The organism is Pantoea sp. X-Soil-TKNS-1280, assembly GCF_059730475.1.
Map to the genome: position 1 here is coordinate 2,814,897 of NZ_AP035962.1, position 19,156 is coordinate 2,834,052.

Genomic DNA, 19,156 nt, shown 5'->3' on the forward strand with positions numbered 1-19,156 from the left:
CTAAAGTCGCCCCCTTTTTTCAGGCATGGGGGAAATGATGTTTATCGGATTCGATTACGGCACAGCCAACTGTTCCATCGCAGTCAGCGATCGGGGCGAACCACGACTGCTTACGCTGGAGAATGGTCAGCGCCTGCTTCCCTCCATGATTTGCGCCCCGACCCGCGAAGCCATTAGCGAGTGGCTGTATCGCCATCATCAGGTACCTACCCCGGATAACGAAGGCCAGGCGTTGCTGCAACGCGCGTTACGCTTTAACCGCGAAGAAGATATCGATGTCACGCCGGGCAGCGTGCAGTTCGGCCTCACGGCGTTGCAGAACTATATGGTCGATCCGGAAGAGGTGTGGTTTGTAAAATCACCCAAATCCTTTCTCGGGGCCAGCGGCCTGAAACCACAACAGATCGCGCTGTTTGAAGATTTGGTGTGCGCCATGATGCTGCATATCCGTCAGCAGGGCGAAAACCAGCTGGATCAACCGATTGAGCAGGCGGTCATTGGCCGTCCCATCAACTTCCAGGGGTTGGGTGGCGATGAGGCGAATGAACAGGCTCAGGGCATTCTGCTGCGTGCAGCAAAACGCGCCGGATTCCGCGATGTCGAATTCCAGTTCGAGCCGGTCGCTGCGGGCCTCGATTTTGAAGCCACGCTGGAAAAAGAAACGCGCGTGCTGGTGGTGGATATCGGCGGCGGCACTACCGACTGTTCGATGCTGCTGATGGGACCCGAATGGCGCAACAAAGCCGATCGCCGCGAGAGTTTACTCGGCCACAGTGGCTGCCGCGTCGGGGGTAACGATCTCGATATCATGCTGGCATTCAAAACCCTGATGCCCCTGCTCGGTCTTGGTGGCAGCACGCAAAAAGGCATTGCCCTGCCCGCTCTGCCGTGGTGGAACGCGGTAGCGATTAACGATGTTCCGGCACAGAGCGAGTTCTATTCCGCCGCCTGCGGCAAGTTGTTGCGTGATTTAATCCGCGATGCCCAGAACCCCGACCAGGTCACTCACCTGCTGAAAGTGTGGCAGCAAAAACTGAGTTATCGCCTGGTACGTGCGGCAGAGGAAAGCAAAATCGCCCTGTCCGAGCAGCCGATCACATCCGCCTCGCTGGCATTTATTGCCTCACAGTTGCAGGCGGAAACCAGCACCAGCCAGCTGGAAGAGGCGATCAATCAGCCGCTGGAGCGGATTCTGGAACAGGTTCACCTGGCGCTGGCAACCTGCGCCACCAAACCTGAAGTGATCTATCTGACCGGTGGCAGCGCGCGTTCACCGATTCTGCGCGCGGCACTGCAACAGGCATTACCGAATACGCCGATCGCCAGCGGCGATGATTTTGGCTCGGTGACAGCAGGTCTGGCCCGCTGGGCTGAAATTATGTTTGCCTGAGATAAAAAAAAGGCGTCCCGCAGGACGCCTTCTGCAAAGTTTCTGATTAGAAACTGATATTTGCCGCGATACCACCAATAAACGCATCTTTCACTTCGCTCACTGCACCCGGCGCCGTGACATATTGCAGGTTCGGACGCAGCTGGAGCCATTTGGTCAGCTGAGCGTTGTAGTAGATTTCATAGTTGTATTCTGAACCATCCTGAATCGGCAGATAGGTCGGGCTGTTGTAGTCCGTCTCACCGTTAGCCGCATTCTGCTGGCGTAATGCTGTGGTGTAAGAGCTGTTGACGTGAATACGTGCTGCACCAATACCAATTTCATCGGCAGGACGCGCGTCAAACGGCCCTTTCCAGGTAAAGCTGATGGATTGATAGTTGTCGGTTTTCGAGGTTTTGTGGTCGTTCATTACCGCCTGAACCGTCACGCCAAGACCACGGCTGGCATCGCCACCCTGTGCAGTCAGCTGTTGTTGCAACAGCACATAACCGCCGTAGGCATGCGCCTGATCCTGGTAACCACCGTTGCGCCAGCTACCGTAGACATCACCATCAACTGAAGAATAGTAATAACCGATACGGTAGTTACCCGGCAGTTTGTCCGGACCAAAGGTGGGTTTCCAGCCCAATTCCACCGGCACCATATTGCCTAAGGAATTGCCCATATCGAGACGGAAGCCATTGCCGGTATCGTAGTTTTTCGGGTTATCGTTGTAGAAGCCCACCTGGAAGAAGACTTCCGGGGTAATGTTAAATTTGATACGACCGCCCCACTGGGAAACCGGCCAGTTGTACCAACGATCGCCACGCCAGTTACCGGCCTGGCCGCTACCGAATGCCAGGTTCTGGAACTTGCTATCAAAGTTATCGAAGTCTTCGCCCACCGTGACACGACCGGCTTTGATATCAACCACATCGTTAAATAATCCCTGACGTAACCAGAACTGCGTTAAACGCCAGGTCTGTCCACGACCATAAACTTCCTGCACAGAGGAGAGCATGCCGCTACGCGGATCGCCCACCTGATCAGAAATATTCTGGCCATTACGGTCGGTGATGGTCATCTGGAATTCAGCATCCTGCCAGTTCAGCAGTTTTTCCAGGTCTAAATTAACGCCAAACGCCCATTGGTCGCTGTAGCGCATTGAAGTGTTTTTATCGTAACCGCCACCCAGGTTAGAAGCACTTTCCATGGTGTAGTTAACATCAAACTTAACGCCATCATTCTCCAGTTGGGTTCGGTAACCGCCCCAGTCACCGAACATGTAGGGTGAATCGTAGCTGAATGCATCCGCTGCCACGGCAGAGGCACTCAGCAGAGCAAACATAATGGTTCCCGCGGCCAGACGGCTCGGAAGGCGTTGCACTGCTTCTTTTCTGTTCATGATGATTATTCTTTTGTGAGTTTCTGGAAAGATCGAGCAGAGAATAGTTCTGGGGTGGGAGAGGTTTTTGCAAATATGTGCTCAGAGTTCCGCAGAGTGACAGTTTTTTAACGCAATTGTGACAGCGATCTATGAATGAAAATCTTTTGCAGAAAATGGCATTTTTTGACTGGAAAAAATAATGGAACAGTCCCGAGACTAACTTATTGTTGCGGCGCGAGAAATCGCGCCGCTGTGGTTAAACGACTACTCTGCGCTAGCGCGAGACAGTTCTTCAATCTCCTGTTTGCTTAGCGTCAGCTGTGTCGCTTTCACCAGATCATCAATCTGCGACAGCGAGGTCGCGCTCACAATCGGTGCAGTGATGCTCGGGCGCGCAATCTGCCAGGCCAGTGCCACCTGGGTTGGCGAAGCATCGTGCGAGTCAGCCACATCGTCCAGCGCTTCCAGAATACGCAGGCCACGCGGGTTGAGATATTTGGCAACCACGCCCTGCCCGCGTGCACTTTTGCTGGCATCCGCAGCTTTACGGTATTTTCCGCTCAGAAAGCCGCTCGCCAGTGAATAATAATTAATCACGCCCAGGCCATGTTCCACCGCGACCTGCTCCAGGCCGTTTTCGTAACCCTGGCGATCATAAAGGTTGTACTCAGGTTGCAGAGTTTCATAACGTGCTAATCCCTGCTGCTCGCTGATTTTTAGTGCTTCCTGCAAACGGTCGGCGCTGTAGTTAGAGGCTCCAATGGCACGGACCTTGCCCTCTTTGATCAGCGAATCAAACGCGGCCAGCGTCTCGGCCAGCGGGGTATCCTGATCGTCGCGGTGTGCCTGATACAGGTCGATGTAGTCGGTTTGCAGACGGCGCAGCGAATCTTCCACTGCCTGACGAATATATTGTGGCTTCAGGCCGTTTTTTTCCGGTGACAGCTCCATACCAACTTTGGTCGCCAGTACGATGCTGTCGCGTTTGCCGCTTTTCTTCAGCCAATTGCCAATGATAGTTTCGGATTCACCGCCTGCATTACCGGGTACCCAGCGTGAATAAACATCGGCGGTGTCGATGAACCACAATCCCTTCTCCACCAGCGCATCCAGCAGGGAAAACGAGGTTTTCTCATCAACGGTCCAGCCGAAGACATTGCCTCCAAAAGTGAGAACCGGCACTGCAATACCACTGTCGCCAAGCTGGCGGGTAGATTGTTGACTCATTTTATTTCTCCTTAATTGAAACGAGACGGTATAGCTTCCGAGCTTAGCAAAGGGCCGAAACCTGCTGGTGAAAAAATCCTGATAAATTCGTACAGAATATGAATAATTAGCAGGCTCAGAACGATATTCTTAATTCCTTCAATTTTTGCCCAGACCAGGCGATTACAATTCTTTGGTTTGCGCTCCGGTTGGTTGGGTTGCGCATTTTGGGAAACGACTACGCAGGAGAGCGCATCAATTCATGAAGAACCGACATCCATTGTGGAAAAAAAGTCTCATCACCCTGGCGATCGTCGCTGTGCTGGCCGGAGGTTATTACTGGTGGCAGCATCCGGCAGAACCGAATAAACAACCACAGGCCGAAGGACAGCGCCATCATGGTCGCGGTGCCGGTGGCGCAAATAGTGGGGGGCGTCCACTGGCACCGGTGCAAGCCGCAAACGCCGAATTACAAAGCGTTCCGCATTATCTGAGTGGGCTGGGCACCGTCACCGCCGCCAACACCGTCACAGTACGCAGCCGTGTGGATGGTCAGCTCATGGCACTGCATTTCAATGAAGGCCAGCAGGTGGCTGCCGGGGCGTTACTGGCAGAAATCGATCCACGCCCTTATCAGGTCGCATTGATTCAGGCTCAGGGACAACTGGCGAAAGATCAGGCCACACTGGCGAATGCGCGCCGTGATTTAGCCCGTTATGAACAACTGGCGAAAACCGCGCTGGTGTCGCAGCAGGAACTGGATACCCAACGTTCACTGGTGAGTGAAACCCTCGGTACCATCAAAGCCGATGAAGGTAACGTCGCCAGCGCCCAGCTCAATCTGACCTATAGCCGCATCACCGCCCCCATTTCCGGGCGGGTTGGCCTGAAACAGGTTGATGTCGGTAACTACGTGACTTCCAGTGATACCACTGGGTTAGTGGTGATCACGCAAACCCACCCGATCGACGTGGTGTTCAGCGTGGCAGAGAACAATATCAGCCAGATCCTCAAAGCACAGAAAAGCGGCCAGCCGCTGATGGTGGATGCCTGGGATCGCAGCAATAAAACCCTGCTGACCACCGGCACCCTGCTGAGTATTGATAACCAGATCGATGTCACCACTGGCACCATCAAACTGAAAGCGCGCTTCAGCAACGAGGATGACGCGCTGTTCCCCAACCAGTTCGTCAATGCGCGCCTGAAAGTCGATACCCTGCAGGATGCAGTGGTGATCCCCACCGCCGCATTGCAAATGAGTAATGAGGGTCATTTCGTCTGGGTGGTGAACAGCGAGAATAAAGTGAGTAAAAAACGGGTCACCGCCGGTTTGCAGGACAGCCAGCAAGTCGTGATCAGTGCCGGGCTGGCCGCAGGGGATCGCGTGGTCACCGATGGTCTGGACCGCTTAACTGAAGGGGCGACGGTCGAAATTGTCGCACCGCAAAGCACCACGCCGCTGAACCGGCGCGCCACCCAACCGGCACGCGGAGAACGTCAATAATGCAGGTGATGCCTCCCGACGCCAGCGGCGGACCGTCGCGCCTGTTTATTCTACGCCCGGTGGCGACCACACTGCTGATGATCGCCATCCTGCTGGCCGGTATTCTCGGTTATCGCTTCCTGCCGGTGTCCGCGTTGCCGGAAGTGGATTATCCGACGATTCAGGTGGTCACCCTCTACCCCGGTGCCAGCCCGGATGTGGTGACCTCCTCAATTACCGCACCGCTGGAGCGTCAGTTCGGCCAGATGTCCGGGCTGAAGCAGATGTCCTCGCAAAGCTCCGGTGGCGCTTCGGTGGTCACACTGCAATTCCAGCTCTCACTGTCACTGGATGTAGCGGAACAGGAAGTGCAGGCGGCGATCAACTCCGCCACCAACCTGCTACCCAGCGATCTGCCTAACCCGCCGGTTTACAGTAAAGTCAATCCGGCGGATCCGCCGATTATGACTCTCGCCGTCACCACCACCAGCATGCCGTTAACTCAGGTGCAGGATATGGTGGAAACGCGCGTGGCGCAGAAAATTTCCCAGGTCTCCGGTGTCGGGCTGGTGACCCTTTCTGGCGGGCAACGCCCGGCAGTTCGTGTGCAAATGAACGCCCAGGCGCTGGCGGCGCTGGGGCTAACCAGCGAAACGGTGCGCACGGCGATCAGCAATGCCAACGTCAATTCAGCTAAAGGCAGCCTGGATGGCCCTACTCGTTCCATCACCCTGTCCGCCAACGATCAGATGACCTCCGCCGAGGATTATCGCCGCCTCATCATCAGCTACAACAATGGCGCACCAGTGCGTCTGGGCGATGTTGCCACCATTGAACAGGGAGCAGAAAACAGCTGGCTCGGTGCCTGGGCCAATCGACAGCCCGCGATTGTGCTTAACGTGCAACGTCAGCCGGGGGCCAATATCATTGCCACCGCTGATAACATTCGCGCCCTGCTGCCATCGCTCACCGCAGCGTTACCTAAGTCGGTTGAGGTCACACTGCTGACCGACCGCACCACCAATATCCGTGCCTCCGTTGCGGATACTCAGCATGAACTGATGCTGGCGATGGGTCTGGTGGTGATGATCATTTACCTGTTCCTGCGTAATGTCCCGGCGACCATTATCCCGGCGGTAGCGGTGCCGCTGTCACTGGTGGGCACCTTTGCCGCGATGTATTTCCTCGGTTTCTCCATTAACAACCTGACGCTGATGGCGCTGACCATTGCCACCGGCTTCGTGGTTGATGATGCCATCGTGGTGATCGAGAATATTTCCCGTTATCTGGAGAAAGGTGAGAAACCCCTGACCGCCGCACTGAAAGGCGCAGGCGAAATCGGGTTCACCATCATCTCCCTGACCTTTTCGCTGATTGCCGTGCTGATTCCGCTGTTATTTATGGGCGATGTGATTGGCCGCCTGTTCCGCGAATTTGCCGTAACCCTCGCGGTGGCGATCCTGATTTCCGCCGTGGTGTCGCTGACGCTGACGCCAATGATGTGCGCGCGTATGCTAAGTCTCGAATCGCTGCGTAAACAAAATCGTTTTTCCCGCGCCAGTGAAGCGATGTTTGACCGTATCATCGCCGGTTATGGTCGCTGGCTGACACAGGTACTTCGACATCCCTGGCTGACGCTATCGGTGGCGATCGGTACCCTGCTGCTGACCGTGTTGCTGTGGATAGCGATTCCGAAAGGCTTCTTTCCCCAGCAGGACAACGGCATTATTCAGGGGACATTGCAGGCTCCGCAGTCGGTTTCCTATGCCAGCATGGCGCAACGCACGCGTGATGTGGCGTCGATTGTGATGAAAGATCCGGCAGTGCAGAGCCTGACATCATTTGTCGGTGTTGACGGCACCAATGCCGCGCTCAACAGCGCACGGCTGCAAATCAACCTGAAACCCCTGTCCGAGCGTGATGACCGCATCCCGGCGGTACAAAAAAGGCTACAGGCAGCGGTGGCGCAGATTCCGGGGGTCTCGCTCTGGTTGCAGCCGGTACAGGATCTCACCATCGATACCCAGGCCAGCCGCACCCCTTATCAGTTCACGCTGCAATCGGGTTCGCTGGAGTCGCTCAGTACCTGGGTTCCTGCGCTGCTTAACCAGCTCAATACCCTGCCTGAGTTACGCGATGTCAGCAGCGACTGGCAGGATCAGGGGCTGGAAGCCTTTATTCGCGTCGATCGCGACAGCGCCAGCCGGCTCGGCATCACCATGGCGGATATCGACAACGCGCTGTACAACGCCTTTGGTCAGCGCCTGATCTCCACCATCTACACCCAGGCAAATCAGTATCGCGTGGTGCTGGGACAAAACAACGATGCCACACCCGGCCTTGCCAGCCTTGACGGCATTCGTCTTGCCAGCACCGCGGGTGGCAGCGTACCGCTCAGCGCCATTGCCACGGTGGAGGAACGTCACGCCGCACTGAGCATCAACCATCTTGACCAGTTCCCGTCAGCCACGTTTTCATTTAACGTCGCCGAGGGCTATTCACTGGGTGAAGCGGTTAAAGCCATCAGTGCGGCGGAAGATCAGGTGGGGATGCCCGCCGAAATGATGACGCAATTCCAGGGCAGCACGCTGGCGTTCGAGGCGGCGCTGACCAGCACGGTGTGGCTGATTATCGCGGCGGTGGTGGCGATGTATATCGTGCTCGGCGTGCTGTACGAGAGTTTTATTCACCCCATCACCATCCTCTCAACGCTGCCCACCGCCGGGGTGGGTGCGCTGCTGGCGCTGATGCTGAGCGGTAACGAGCTGGATATTGTGGCCATCATCGGCATCATCCTGCTGATCGGTATCGTGAAGAAAAACGCCATCATGATGATCGACTTCGCGCTGGCCGCCGAACGTGAACAGGGGATGGCCCCCTATGAGGCGATTTATCAGGCCTGCCTGCTGCGTTTCCGCCCGATACTGATGACAACCCTGGCGGCGTTGCTTGGCGCGTTGCCGCTGATGCTGAGCATGGGTGCGGGTGCTGAGCTACGGCGTCCACTGGGGATCGCGATGGTAGGGGGGCTGATCCTCAGCCAGATCCTGACGCTGTTCACCACGCCGGTGATCTACCTGTTATTTGACCGTCTGGCGCACGCCACGCGCCGCCGCTTCCAACGTTCGGAGGCACAACCGTGAAGTTTTTCGCCCTGTTTATCCACCGGCCTGTCGCTACCACGCTGCTGACGCTGGCGATTGCGCTGGCGGGTATTCTCGGCTTCCGCCTGCTGCCGGTTGCGCCGCTGCCGCAGGTGGATTTTCCGGTAATCGTGATTTCCGCTTCCCTGCCCGGCGCCTCGCCGGAAACCATGGCGTCGTCGGTCGCGACCCCGCTAGAGCGCTCACTGGGGCGTATCGCCGGGGTCAGCGAGATGACCTCCACCAGCTCGCTCGGTAGCACCCGTATTATTCTGGTGTTTGATTTTGACCGTGACATCAACGGTGCCGCGCGCGATGTGCAGGCGGCGCTCAATGCCGCGCAAAGTCTGCTGCCGACGGGTATGCCGAGCCGTCCGACTTATCGCAAAGCCAACCCGTCCGACGCGCCCATCATGATTCTGACGCTGACCTCGGACATTTATAATCCCGGTCAGCTGTATGATTACGCCTCAACCCAGCTGGCGCAGAAATTGTCGCAGATTGAAGGGGTTGGCGATGTCACCGTCGGGGGGAGTTCATTACCGGCGGTGCGTGTCGATCTCAATCCACAGGCGCTATTTAATCAGGGTGTTTCACTGGATGCGGTACGCACCGCCATTGTTAACGCCAACCAGCGCCGCCCGCAGGGTGCGATTGACGATCAGCAACTGCGCTGGCAGCTGCGTACCAACGATGAACTGCAATCTGCCAGCGATTACCAGCCGCTGGTGGTGCACTACAACAACGGGGCGGCTGTCAGGCTCAGTGACGTGGCGAACGTGCAGGACTCGGTGCAGGACGTGCGTAACGCCGGGATGACCAATGGCAAACCCGCGGTACTGCTGATCATCCGCAAATCACCGGATGCCAACGTTATCGATACCGTTGACCGTATCCGCGCCGAACTGCCACTGCTGCATGATGTGATCCCGGCGTCCATTGACTTACAGGTCGCTCAGGATCGTTCGCCGACCATTCGCGCCTCACTGCATGAGGTGGAGCAGTCGCTGGTGATTGCTGTGGCGCTGGTGATTCTGGTGGTATTTTTCTTTCTGCGCGATGGCCGCGCCACGCTGATCCCCGCCGCAGCGGTGCCGGTTTCGCTGATTGGCACCTTTGCCGCCATGTATCTGTGTGGCTTCAGCCTGAACAACCTGTCGCTGATGGCGCTGACCATCGCCACCGGCTTTGTGGTGGATGATGCCATCGTGGTGCTGGAGAACATTGCGCGCCATGTGGAAGCGGGGATGAAACCCCTGCAGGCCGCTTTGCAGGGGGTGCGCGAGGTCGGATTTACCGTGTTGTCGATGAGCCTGTCGCTGATTGCGGTATTCCTGCCGCTGCTGATGCTGGGCGGCCTGATTGGGCGTTTCTTCTCCGAGTTCGCCATCACCTTGTCAGTGGCGATTCTGATTTCGCTGTTTGTCTCCATCACCCTGACACCGATGATGTGCGCGTATTTGCTTAAGCCCCAGGCCCGTCGCGCGCAACCGCGCTTACGGGGTTTTGGTCGGCTGCTGATGGCGGTACAGCATGGCTACGGTCGCTCGCTGGGCTGGGTACTGGATCATGCGCGTTGGGTATTGCTGGTGTTGATCGCTACCGTCGGTCTGACCATCTGGCTGTTTATTTCTATCCCCAAAACCTTTATGCCAGAACAGGATACCGGGCGGCTGACTGGCTTTATTTCCGCCGATCAGAGCATCTCCTTCCAGGCGATGCGCGGCAAATTGCAGGATTTTATGAACATCATCAAAGCCGATCCGGCGGTGGATAACGTCACCGGCTTTACCGGCGGTTCGCGTACCAACAGCGGTTCGATGTTCATCTCGCTTAAACCTTTATCTGAGCGCAGCGAAAATGCGCAGCAGGTGATTGCGCGCCTGCGCATCAAACTGGCGAAGGAACCGGGCGCAAATCTCTACCTCAACGCGGTACAGGATCTTCGCATCGGTGGACGTGAATCCAATGCCAGTTATCAGTACAGCCTGCTGTCCGATAATCTGACGGACCTGCGCACCTGGGAACCGCAGATCCGTCAGGCATTCTCCAGCTTGCCGGAACTGGCCGACGTCAACTCGGATCAACAGGACAAAGGCAGCGAAATGGACCTGACGTACGATCGCGACAGCATGGCACGGCTGGGGATCGATGTCTCCGCCGCCAACGCGCTGCTGAATAATGCCTTTGGTCAGCGGCAGATTTCCACCATTTATCAGCCGCTGAATCAGTACAAAGTGGTGATGGAAGTGGATCCGCGCTACACCCAGGATATCAGCGCGCTGGACCAGATGTTCGTGATCAATAGCGACGGCAAAGCTATCCCACTGAGCTGGTTTGCCCGCTGGCAACCGGCCAACGCGCCGCTGTCTGTTAACCATCAGGGCTTATCGGCCGCTTCGACTATCTCATTCAACCTGCCGGAAGGGGTATCCTTATCCCAGGCGTCGGATGCCATCGACCGCACCATGACCGCTCTCGGTGTGCCCGCCAGCGTACGCGGCAGTTTTGCGGGTACCGCACAGGTGTTCCAGCAATCACAATCCAGCCAGCTGTACCTGATTCTGGCGGCAATTGCGGCGGTCTATATCGTGCTGGGGATTTTGTACGAGAGCTACGTCCACCCGCTGACCATTCTCTCTACCCTGCCCTCGGCCGGGGTCGGCGCGCTGCTGGCGCTGGAGCTGTTTAATACGCCGTTCAGCCTGATTGCGCTGATTGGCATTCTGCTGCTGATTGGCATCGTGAAGAAAAACGCCATCATGATGGTCGATTTTGCCCTCGAAGCAGAGCGCAAAGGCAATCTGACCGCGCGTGATGCGATTTTCCAGGCCTGTCAGCTGCGTTTCCGCCCGATCATGATGACCACACTGGCGGCGTTGTTTGGTGCACTGCCGCTGGTGCTGACCAGCGGCGACGGCGCGGAACTGCGTCAGCCGCTTGGCATCACCATCGCCGGTGGCCTGGTGATGAGCCAGCTGCTGACACTCTACACCACCCCAGTGGTGTATCTGATGATGGATAAGCTGCGGCGCAGGAAGCGTCCGGTACTGATCAACATTCAGGAGAATTGACGGGATGAAGAAACCATGACCACTCAGAACGCGACAGTGCGATGGCAACTGTGGATTGTCGCTTTTGGCTTTTTTATGCAGTCGCTGGATACCACCATCGTTAACACCGCCATCCCGTCGATGGCGCATGACCTTAACGTCAGCCCGCTGCATATGCATTCGGTGATTGTGTCCTACGTCCTGACAGTGGCCGTTACCCTGCCGCTAAGCGGCTGGCTGGCGGACCGTTTTGGCGTGCGCAATATCTTCTTCACCGCCATCGTGTTATTCAGCATTGGCTCGATATTTTGCGCCTTCTCCTCCTCGCTGGATCAACTGATCCTGGCGCGTGTGATTCAGGGGGTGGGCGGCGCGATGATGGTGCCAGTCGGGCGCTTAACGGTGATGAAAATTGTCCCGCGCGAGCAGTACATGTCGGCAATGACTTTTGTCACCTTACCCGGCCAGGTGGGCCCGCTCCTCGGCCCGGCGCTCGGCGGCATCCTGGTACAGTACGCCAGCTGGCACTGGATCTTCCTGATTAACATCCCGGTAGGCATTATCGGCGCGATCGCCACGCTGGCCATCATGCCCAACTACACCATGCAAACCCGGCGCTTCGATTTTCTCGGCTTTGGCCTGCTGGCGGTGGGTATGGCAACTCTGACGCTGGCGCTGGATGGACAGCGCAGCACCGGTGGCTCGCCGTTGCTGCTCGGCCTGCTGATCCTGGTTGGCGTATTTTCCCTGCTATTCTACCTGATGCATGGTCGTAACAACGACAACGCCTTGTTCAGCCTGAAATTATTCGATAACCGTATCTATTCCATCGGCCTGCTCGGCAGCTTTACTGGCCGCATCGGCAGCGGCATGTTGCCGTTTATGACGCCGATTTTCCTGCAAGTCGGTCTCGGGTTTAGCCCGTTTCATGCTGGCCTGATGATGATTCCCATGGTGCTGGGCAATATGGGGATCAAACGCGTGGTGGTCAGGATCGTCAATATGTTTGGCTACCGCAACGCGCTGGTGGGCGGCACCTGCGCACTGGCGCTGGTGGTGCTGCTGTTTCCGGCGGTGGCGCTGCTCGGCTGGACCTGGCTGTTGCCGGTGGTGTTGTTACTGCAGGGCATGGTTAACGCGATCCGCTTCTCCTCGATGAATACCCTGACGCTGAAAGAGTTACCTGACGATCTGGCGTCCAGCGGCAACAGTTTACTGTCAATGATTATGCAGCTCTCCACCAGTATCGGGGTGACCGTGGCTGGTCTGCTGCTCGGTGCTTTCGGTCATGGCGCGGTAGTGAATAGCGCTGCAGCCCATCAAACCTTTATCTACTCCTACCTGTGCATGGCGTTGGTGATTATCCTGCCTGCGCTGGTGTTCTGGCGTGTGCCGCAGGATGTGAGCAAAAACGTCGATTTGCGACGTAAAAGGAGCGAAGGATGAAGCAGCCAGTCAAACTCGGGATTGGTCCCAAGCTGTTTCTGGCCATTTTTTCCACCTGCATGCTGGTGATTATCATCATGCACTGGGGAGTGCGACTCAGCTTTGAACACGGCTTCGTGGATTACATCCGCAAAGGCAACGAACAACGTTTGACACTGCTCAGCGATGCGCTCGCCGATCAATACGAGCAGCACGGCAACTGGGATTTTCTGCGCAATAATGACCGCCTGATTTTTACCATCCTGCGTTCGCTGGAGCAGAATCCCGGCAGCGAAAATCAGTTGCCACCCCACGGCTGGCGTACTCAGTTCTGGATCATCGACCAGCAGTACAAAGTGCTGTCCGGCCCGCGTTCACCGGTACCGCCTGAAGGCACAAGGCGCAACATTACCACCAGCAACGGTAAAGTGGTTGGCTGGGTGATTGGTTCTCCGGCGGAACGCCTGACGCGCAGCACCGATATCAATTTTGACCAGCAACAACGCCGTACCAGCTGGATCATTGTGGCGTTTACCGCACTGATGGCGGCGCTGGCGACCTGGCTGATGGCGCGCGGTTTACTGGCCCCGGTGAAACGCCTGGTGGATGGAACCCATCATCTGGCCGCGGGGGATTTCGCCACCCGGGTTGAAGTGGGCAGCAGCGACGAGCTTGGTCAGCTGGCGCGTGACTTCAACCAGCTTGCCAGTTCACTGGAAAAAAATGAGAGCAATCGCCGCGCCTTTATGGCGGATATCTCCCACGAACTACGGACTCCGCTGGCGATTTTACGCGGTGAGCTGGAAGCGATGCAGGATGGCGTGCGTAAACTGACGCCGGAGGCCATTATCTCGCTGCAAAGCGAAGTGGTGGTGTTGACCAAACTGGTGGACGATCTGCATCAACTGTCGCTGTCGGATGCCGGTGCCCTCGCCTATCGCAAGCAGGCGGTGGATTTGGTCCATCTGCTGGAAGTGGTGGCAGGCAGTTTTGGTGAGCGCTATCGCAGCCGCCAACTGACATTACAGTTGTCGCTGCCTGCTGAGGCGGCCAGCTTCGGCGATCCGGACCGGCTGATGCAGTTGTTCACCAATCTGCTGGAAAACAGCCTGCGCTATACCGATGCGGGTGGTCAGGTACGTCTGACCATGAAAAACCAGGGTGACCATTGGCAGCTGTGCTTTGCAGACAGCGCACCCGGTGTCGATCCGGCCCATCAGGCACGGCTTTTTGAGCGCTTCTTCCGTGCCGAAAGCTCACGCAACCGTGCCAGCGGCGGTTCGGGCCTCGGCCTGGCCATCTGCAAAAATATTGCGGAAGCGCATGGCGGCAGCATCAGTGCAGATCTCTCTGATTTAGGTGGACTGCAAATCACGCTAAACTTGCCCTATGTTCCTCACTAAGCGCAGCCTATGAGCACGGAAAAGCAAGACCCTTTAATCCTTGTTGTTGAAGACGAGCCAAAACTGGCGCAGCTGATGATTGATTATCTGCAGGCGTCTAATTACCGCACCCATCACATTGGCGATGGCAGCGAGGTGCTGAGTTATGTGCAGCAGTCTCCGCCGGATCTGATGCTGCTGGATTTAATGCTGCCTGGCCGTGATGGCCTGACCCTGTGCCGTGAAATCCGCCGTTTTTCCGATCTGCCGATCATTATGGTGACGGCGCGCACTGAAGAGATCGATCGCCTGCTGGGGCTGGAAATCGGTGCTGACGATTACATTTGTAAGCCATTCAGTCCGCGCGAAGTGGTGGCTCGGGTGAAAACCATCCTGCGCCGTGTTAAACGCTCGCCGGAAGAAGTCCAGCAGGCGTCCCATTTGCTGATTGATGAAAGCCGCTTTCAGGCCAGCTGGCGTGAACAGCCGCTGGAGCTGACGCCCGCCGAGTTTCGTTTGCTGAAAACTCTGGCGCTGGAGCCGGGCAAAGTGTTTTCGCGCGAGCAGCTGCTTAACCATTTGTATGACGACTACCGCGTGGTCACCGATCGCACCATCGACAGTCACATCAAAAATCTGCGCCGTAAGCTGGAAAATCTCGATGCCGAGCAACCCTTTATCCGCGCGGTATACGGTATGGGCTATCGCTGGGAAGCCGATGTGTGCCGCTTAGTGTAGCAGGCAGCGCATTACCTTGATCCAGGTCAATTTACTTCGCGGTGGCCCTGCCTAAAATTCCCCACCTTTTGCAGGGCTGTCTGACACGGCCACTGCACATGCCATCCACGATGGCATGCTGACCTGACATCAGTGAGATCCCATGTTTAAACCTGAACTGCTTTCTCCAGCGGGAACGCTGAAGAATATGCGCTATGCCTTTGCCTATGGTGCCGACGCGGTGTATGCCGGTCAGCCTCGTTACAGCCTGCGCGTGCGCAATAACGAATTCACCCATGAAAACCTCGCCAAAGGCATCAATGAAGCCCATCGGCTCGGTAAAAAATTCTACGTTGTCGTCAATATTGCGCCGCATAACGCCAAGCTGAAGACCTTTATCCGCGATCTGACGCCGGTGGTGGCGATGCAGCCGGATGCGCTGATCATGTCCGATCCCGGCCTGATTATGCTGGTGCGTGAAGCCTTTCCGGCGATGCCGATTCATCTTTCGGTGCAGGCTAATGCCGTCAACTGGGCGACGGTGAAATTCTGGCAGCAGATGGGACTGACGCGGGTGATCCTGTCGCGTGAACTGTCACTGGAAGAAATTGCCGAGATCCGCCAGCAGGTGCCGGAAATGGAAATCGAGATCTTCGTACACGGTGCGCTGTGCATGGCGTATTCCGGCCGTTGCCTGCTCTCGGGCTACCTGAACAAACGCGATCCCAACCAGGGTACCTGCACCAACGCCTGCCGCTGGGAATACAAGGTGGAAGAAGGCCAGCAGGATGAAGTCGGCAATATTGTCGGTTTTCATCAGCCGGTGGAGATGCAGGACAGTGCACCGACGCTCGGCATCGGTACCCCCACCGACCGGGTGTTTCTGATGGAAGAGAAGATGAAACCCGGCGAGACCATGAGCGCCTTTGAGGATGAACATGGTACGTACATCATGAATTCCAAAGATCTGCGCGCGGTGGCGCATGTCGAGCGTTTGAGTCAGATGGGAGTGCATTCCCTGAAGATTGAGGGGCGTACCAAGTCATTTTATTACTGTGCACGTACCGCGCAGGTTTATCGTCGGGCCATTGACGATGCCGCTGCCGGTAAGCCCTTCGATCCCGCGCTGCTGGAAACGCTGGAAGGGTTGGCGCATCGCGGCTATACCGAAGGTTTTCTGCGTCGCCACACCCATGACAGTTACCAGAATTATCAGCAGGGTTACTCGGTATCCGAACGCCAGCAGTTTGTCGGCGAGTTTACCGGCGAACGCCGGGGTGACTGGGCGCAGGTGGCAGTGAAGAACAAATTCCTGCTCGGTGATGAACTGGAGATCATGACGCCCAACGGCAATCTGAACTGTCGGCTGGAAGCGATGCAGAATGACAAAGGCAACGCAGTTGAGGTGGCTCCGGGTGACGGCCACCGCATCTGGTTGCCGGTGCCGGAACATGTCGATCTGGCTTTCGCCCTGCTGCTGCGTAATTTCACCGATGGCGACAGCACGCGCGATCCTCACGCCAGCAATCGCACGTAATGAAAAGAAATGGTTGAAATTAGAACAAGATCACAGACCGCCGTTTCGCCCTGGCGTAAACTCGCTTCCGCTGCTAACGAGTAACAATAAACAGCAGGTAGTACCAGGAACCACCTCATTCACCCGCCCGGCTCCCCCGTGCGGGTTTTCTTTTTTCGTCACCCGCCGATAAAGTTCCCTGCCCAGCTATGCTATAACCACCTGTCTGAGAAAGCATTAAGGGACGAATCATGCAAAACAAACCGCTGACGTTATTGATCCTCAACGGCAAAGGTGCCGGAAATGAGGAATTACGGGCCGCCGTCAATCAACTGCGTGACGAAGGCTTTAATCTGGCCGTGCGTGTCACCTGGGAAAAAGGCGATGGTGACCGTTATGTCCAGGAAGCGGTCAGTTTGCAGGCTGAAACCGTGGTGGCGGGTGGCGGTGATGGCACCATCAATGAAATCGCTACCGCACTGGCCGCATTAGCGGAATCACAACGACCGGTACTGGGGATTTTACCGCTTGGCACGGCCAATGATTTTGCTACCAGCGCAGGTATCCCGCTGGAGATGGAACCGGCATTGCGCCTGGCGGTGCTCGGCAAGGCCAGCGCCATCGACCTGGCGCGGGTGAATGGCGATCGCTACTTTATCAACATGGCAACCGGGGGCTTTGGCACCCGTATCACCACGGAAACGCCAGAGAAACTCAAATCGGCGCTCGGCGGTGTCTCGTATTTTATTCACGGTTTGACCCGCGTTGATACCTTAAAGCCGGATAGCTGCGAAATCAGCGCCGCGGATTTTAACTGGCAAGGCGATGCGCTGGTGATCGGCATTGGTAATGGTCGCCAGGCGGGCGGTGGGCAGAAATTATGCCCGGATGCGTTGATCAATGATGGTCAACTCAACCTGAGTATCGTCACGGCTCAGGAGTTGCTGCCTACCCTGCTGCATTCACTGACGCGCGATGATGAAAACCCGAACATTGTCGGCGCGAAGTTACCGTCACTGCATATTCGCTCACCCCATGAGATGACCTTCAATCTCGATGGCGAACCGCTCACCGGCAGTGAATTCCAGATTGAGGTACTGCCGGGCGCGCTGAGCTGCCGTTTACCGCCGCAGTGTCCGTTGCTGGCGTGATCTGAACAATATCCCCCGTAGCAGCGCGATTTATCGCGCATTTTTTCACCACGCCGCGCAAGACGTTGCGCGATAAATCGCGCCGCTACCACTCAGTGTCTGCACCTGCCCATCTTGTGACCCTCTTCACAACTCCGTAACGTAGACTTGTATGGTAGTATTTGTGCGCGTATTTTTTCCTCATTGAATTCCCGTTAATGCCCAATCCCCCCTGAAGAGGATGCCAGGCAAGGAGCTGATGATGAAAAGTGTCGTGATTGAACAACCGGGTGAACTGCTGCTGGCGGAGCGTCCTGTGCCGCAACCTGCCGCCGGAGAAGTGCGAGTTAAAGTCCAGTTTGCCAGCATCTGTGGCTCCGATGTGCATATCTGGCACGGTCATAATCCATTCGCCAGATATCCACGCGTGATCGGTCATGAATTCTTTGGTGTGATCGATGCCACAGGTCTCGGTGTTGATGAACGTCGTATTGGTGAACGCGTGGCCGTCGATCCGGTGGTGAGTTGTGGTCACTGCTATCCCTGCTCCATTGGTCGCCCCAATGTTTGCAAAGAACTCCAGGTGATTGGCGTGCACCGCGATGGTGGCTTTAGCGAGTTCGCTGTCGCCCCGGCCAAAAATGCCTTCCGTTTGCCCGACAGCATTCCCGATAAACTGGCCAGCATGGTCGAGCCTTTCACCATCGCCGCCAACATCACCGCGTTCCTGCAACCGCAGCCACAGGATGTCGCATTGATTTATGGTGCCGGTCCGATGGGTCTGACCGCCATTCAGGTATTGAAAGGGGTCTACGGCGTTAAACAGGTACTGGTGGTGGACCGTCTGCCAGAACGCCTGGCGCTGGCGCAACAAAACGGTGCCGACCAGGTGTTTAACAACAGCGAGATCCCGCTGGCTGCCCAGCTTGAAGGGGCGCAGCCCACGCTCATCATTGATGCCGCCTGCCATCCGGCCATTCTGGCGGAAGCGGCCGCCCTCGCCTCACCGGCAGCCCGCATCGGCCTGCTGGGCTTCTCAGGCGAACCCTGCAGCATTACGCAGCAGAGCCTGACCAGCAAAGAACTGTCGCTGTTTACTTCGCGTCTCAACAGCAACCGTTTTCCGCAAGTGATTGAGTGGATGGAAAAAGGCCAGATTCAGCCAGAGAAACTGGTTACGCACTATTTCCCGCTGGCAGAAATTGAACGCGCGATGACGTTGTTCGAAAAAGACCCTCGCACCTGCTGCAAAGTGATTCTGCATATGGCCTGAGTTAACCTTCACACCAGGTGTCCTCCTGCCGGTACGTACCCGCCGGCAGCACTACTATAAAGATGATGATGT

General features: G+C 56.6%; 12 protein-coding genes. 10 read left to right on the forward strand and 2 right to left on the reverse strand.

Translation table 11 applies throughout. From position 1 onward, the window contains the following. Positions 1–37 precede the first annotated feature (37 nt). The gene (yegD, locus tag AC6I8X_RS13075; protein WP_497841038.1) at positions 38–1,390 is read left to right on the forward strand and encodes a molecular chaperone; all 1,353 of its coding nucleotides are present in this window, start codon (positions 38–40) and stop codon (positions 1,388–1,390) included. Between the two features lie 46 nt (positions 1,391–1,436). On the opposite strand, the gene AC6I8X_RS13080 is transcribed toward yegD, so the two are convergent. After that, positions 1,437–2,774 carry a carbohydrate porin gene (locus AC6I8X_RS13080; RefSeq protein ID WP_299445568.1) on the reverse strand — a complete coding sequence of 446 codons (1,338 nt, stop codon included), beginning with the start codon at positions 2,772–2,774 and terminating at the stop codon, positions 1,437–1,439. 246 nt (positions 2,775–3,020) lie between these two features. Then, a complete protein-coding gene (locus AC6I8X_RS13085; RefSeq protein WP_497839940.1) occupies positions 3,021–3,983 on the reverse strand; it encodes an aldo/keto reductase in 963 nt (320 codons plus the stop codon). Positions 3,984–4,224: 241 nt separating this feature from the next. Here AC6I8X_RS13085 and AC6I8X_RS13090 point away from each other — a divergent pair, with 241 nt between their 5' ends. The 9 genes from AC6I8X_RS13090 to AC6I8X_RS13130 all read left to right on the forward strand — a co-directional run bounded on the left by AC6I8X_RS13090 (position 4,225) and on the right by AC6I8X_RS13130 (position 19,084). Beyond that, a complete protein-coding gene (locus tag AC6I8X_RS13090) occupies positions 4,225–5,466 on the forward strand; it encodes an MdtA/MuxA family multidrug efflux RND transporter periplasmic adaptor subunit (protein ID WP_497839941.1) in 1,242 nt (413 codons plus the stop codon). Then, complete coding sequence (locus tag AC6I8X_RS13095) at positions 5,466–8,588, forward strand: MdtB/MuxB family multidrug efflux RND transporter permease subunit (protein WP_497839942.1); 3,123 nt, start codon at positions 5,466–5,468, stop codon at positions 8,586–8,588. Before AC6I8X_RS13090 ends, AC6I8X_RS13095 begins: the two co-directional genes overlap by 1 nt. Then, on the forward strand, positions 8,585–11,662 hold the full coding sequence (gene mdtC, locus AC6I8X_RS13100) for a multidrug efflux RND transporter permease subunit MdtC (RefSeq protein WP_497839943.1): 3,078 nt from the start codon (positions 8,585–8,587) through the stop codon (positions 11,660–11,662). Before AC6I8X_RS13095 ends, mdtC begins: the two co-directional genes overlap by 4 nt. A 15-nt stretch (positions 11,663–11,677) precedes the next feature. Further along, positions 11,678–13,087: a multidrug transporter subunit MdtD gene (mdtD, locus tag AC6I8X_RS13105; protein ID WP_313684862.1), complete on the forward strand. Its 1,410-nt coding sequence runs from the start codon at positions 11,678–11,680 to the stop codon at positions 13,085–13,087. Next, complete coding sequence (gene baeS, locus AC6I8X_RS13110) at positions 13,084–14,469, forward strand: envelope stress sensor histidine kinase BaeS (protein WP_497839944.1); 1,386 nt, start codon at positions 13,084–13,086, stop codon at positions 14,467–14,469. Before mdtD ends, baeS begins: the two co-directional genes overlap by 4 nt. Before the next feature lie 9 nt (positions 14,470–14,478). Then, the gene (gene baeR, locus AC6I8X_RS13115) at positions 14,479–15,186 is read left to right on the forward strand and encodes an envelope stress response regulator BaeR (protein ID WP_497839945.1); all 708 of its coding nucleotides are present in this window, start codon (positions 14,479–14,481) and stop codon (positions 15,184–15,186) included. Between the two features lie 142 nt (positions 15,187–15,328). Further along, positions 15,329–16,702: a prephenate-dependent tRNA uridine(34) hydroxylase TrhP gene (gene trhP / locus AC6I8X_RS13120; protein WP_497839946.1), complete on the forward strand. Its 1,374-nt coding sequence runs from the start codon at positions 15,329–15,331 to the stop codon at positions 16,700–16,702. Between the two features lie 230 nt (positions 16,703–16,932). Continuing rightward, the gene (gene yegS / locus AC6I8X_RS13125; RefSeq protein ID WP_497839947.1) at positions 16,933–17,832 is read left to right on the forward strand and encodes a lipid kinase YegS; all 900 of its coding nucleotides are present in this window, start codon (positions 16,933–16,935) and stop codon (positions 17,830–17,832) included. 241 nt (positions 17,833–18,073) lie between these two features. Next, complete coding sequence (locus AC6I8X_RS13130; protein ID WP_313684880.1) at positions 18,074–19,084, forward strand: Zn-dependent oxidoreductase; 1,011 nt, start codon at positions 18,074–18,076, stop codon at positions 19,082–19,084. Positions 19,085–19,156 lie beyond the last annotated feature (72 nt).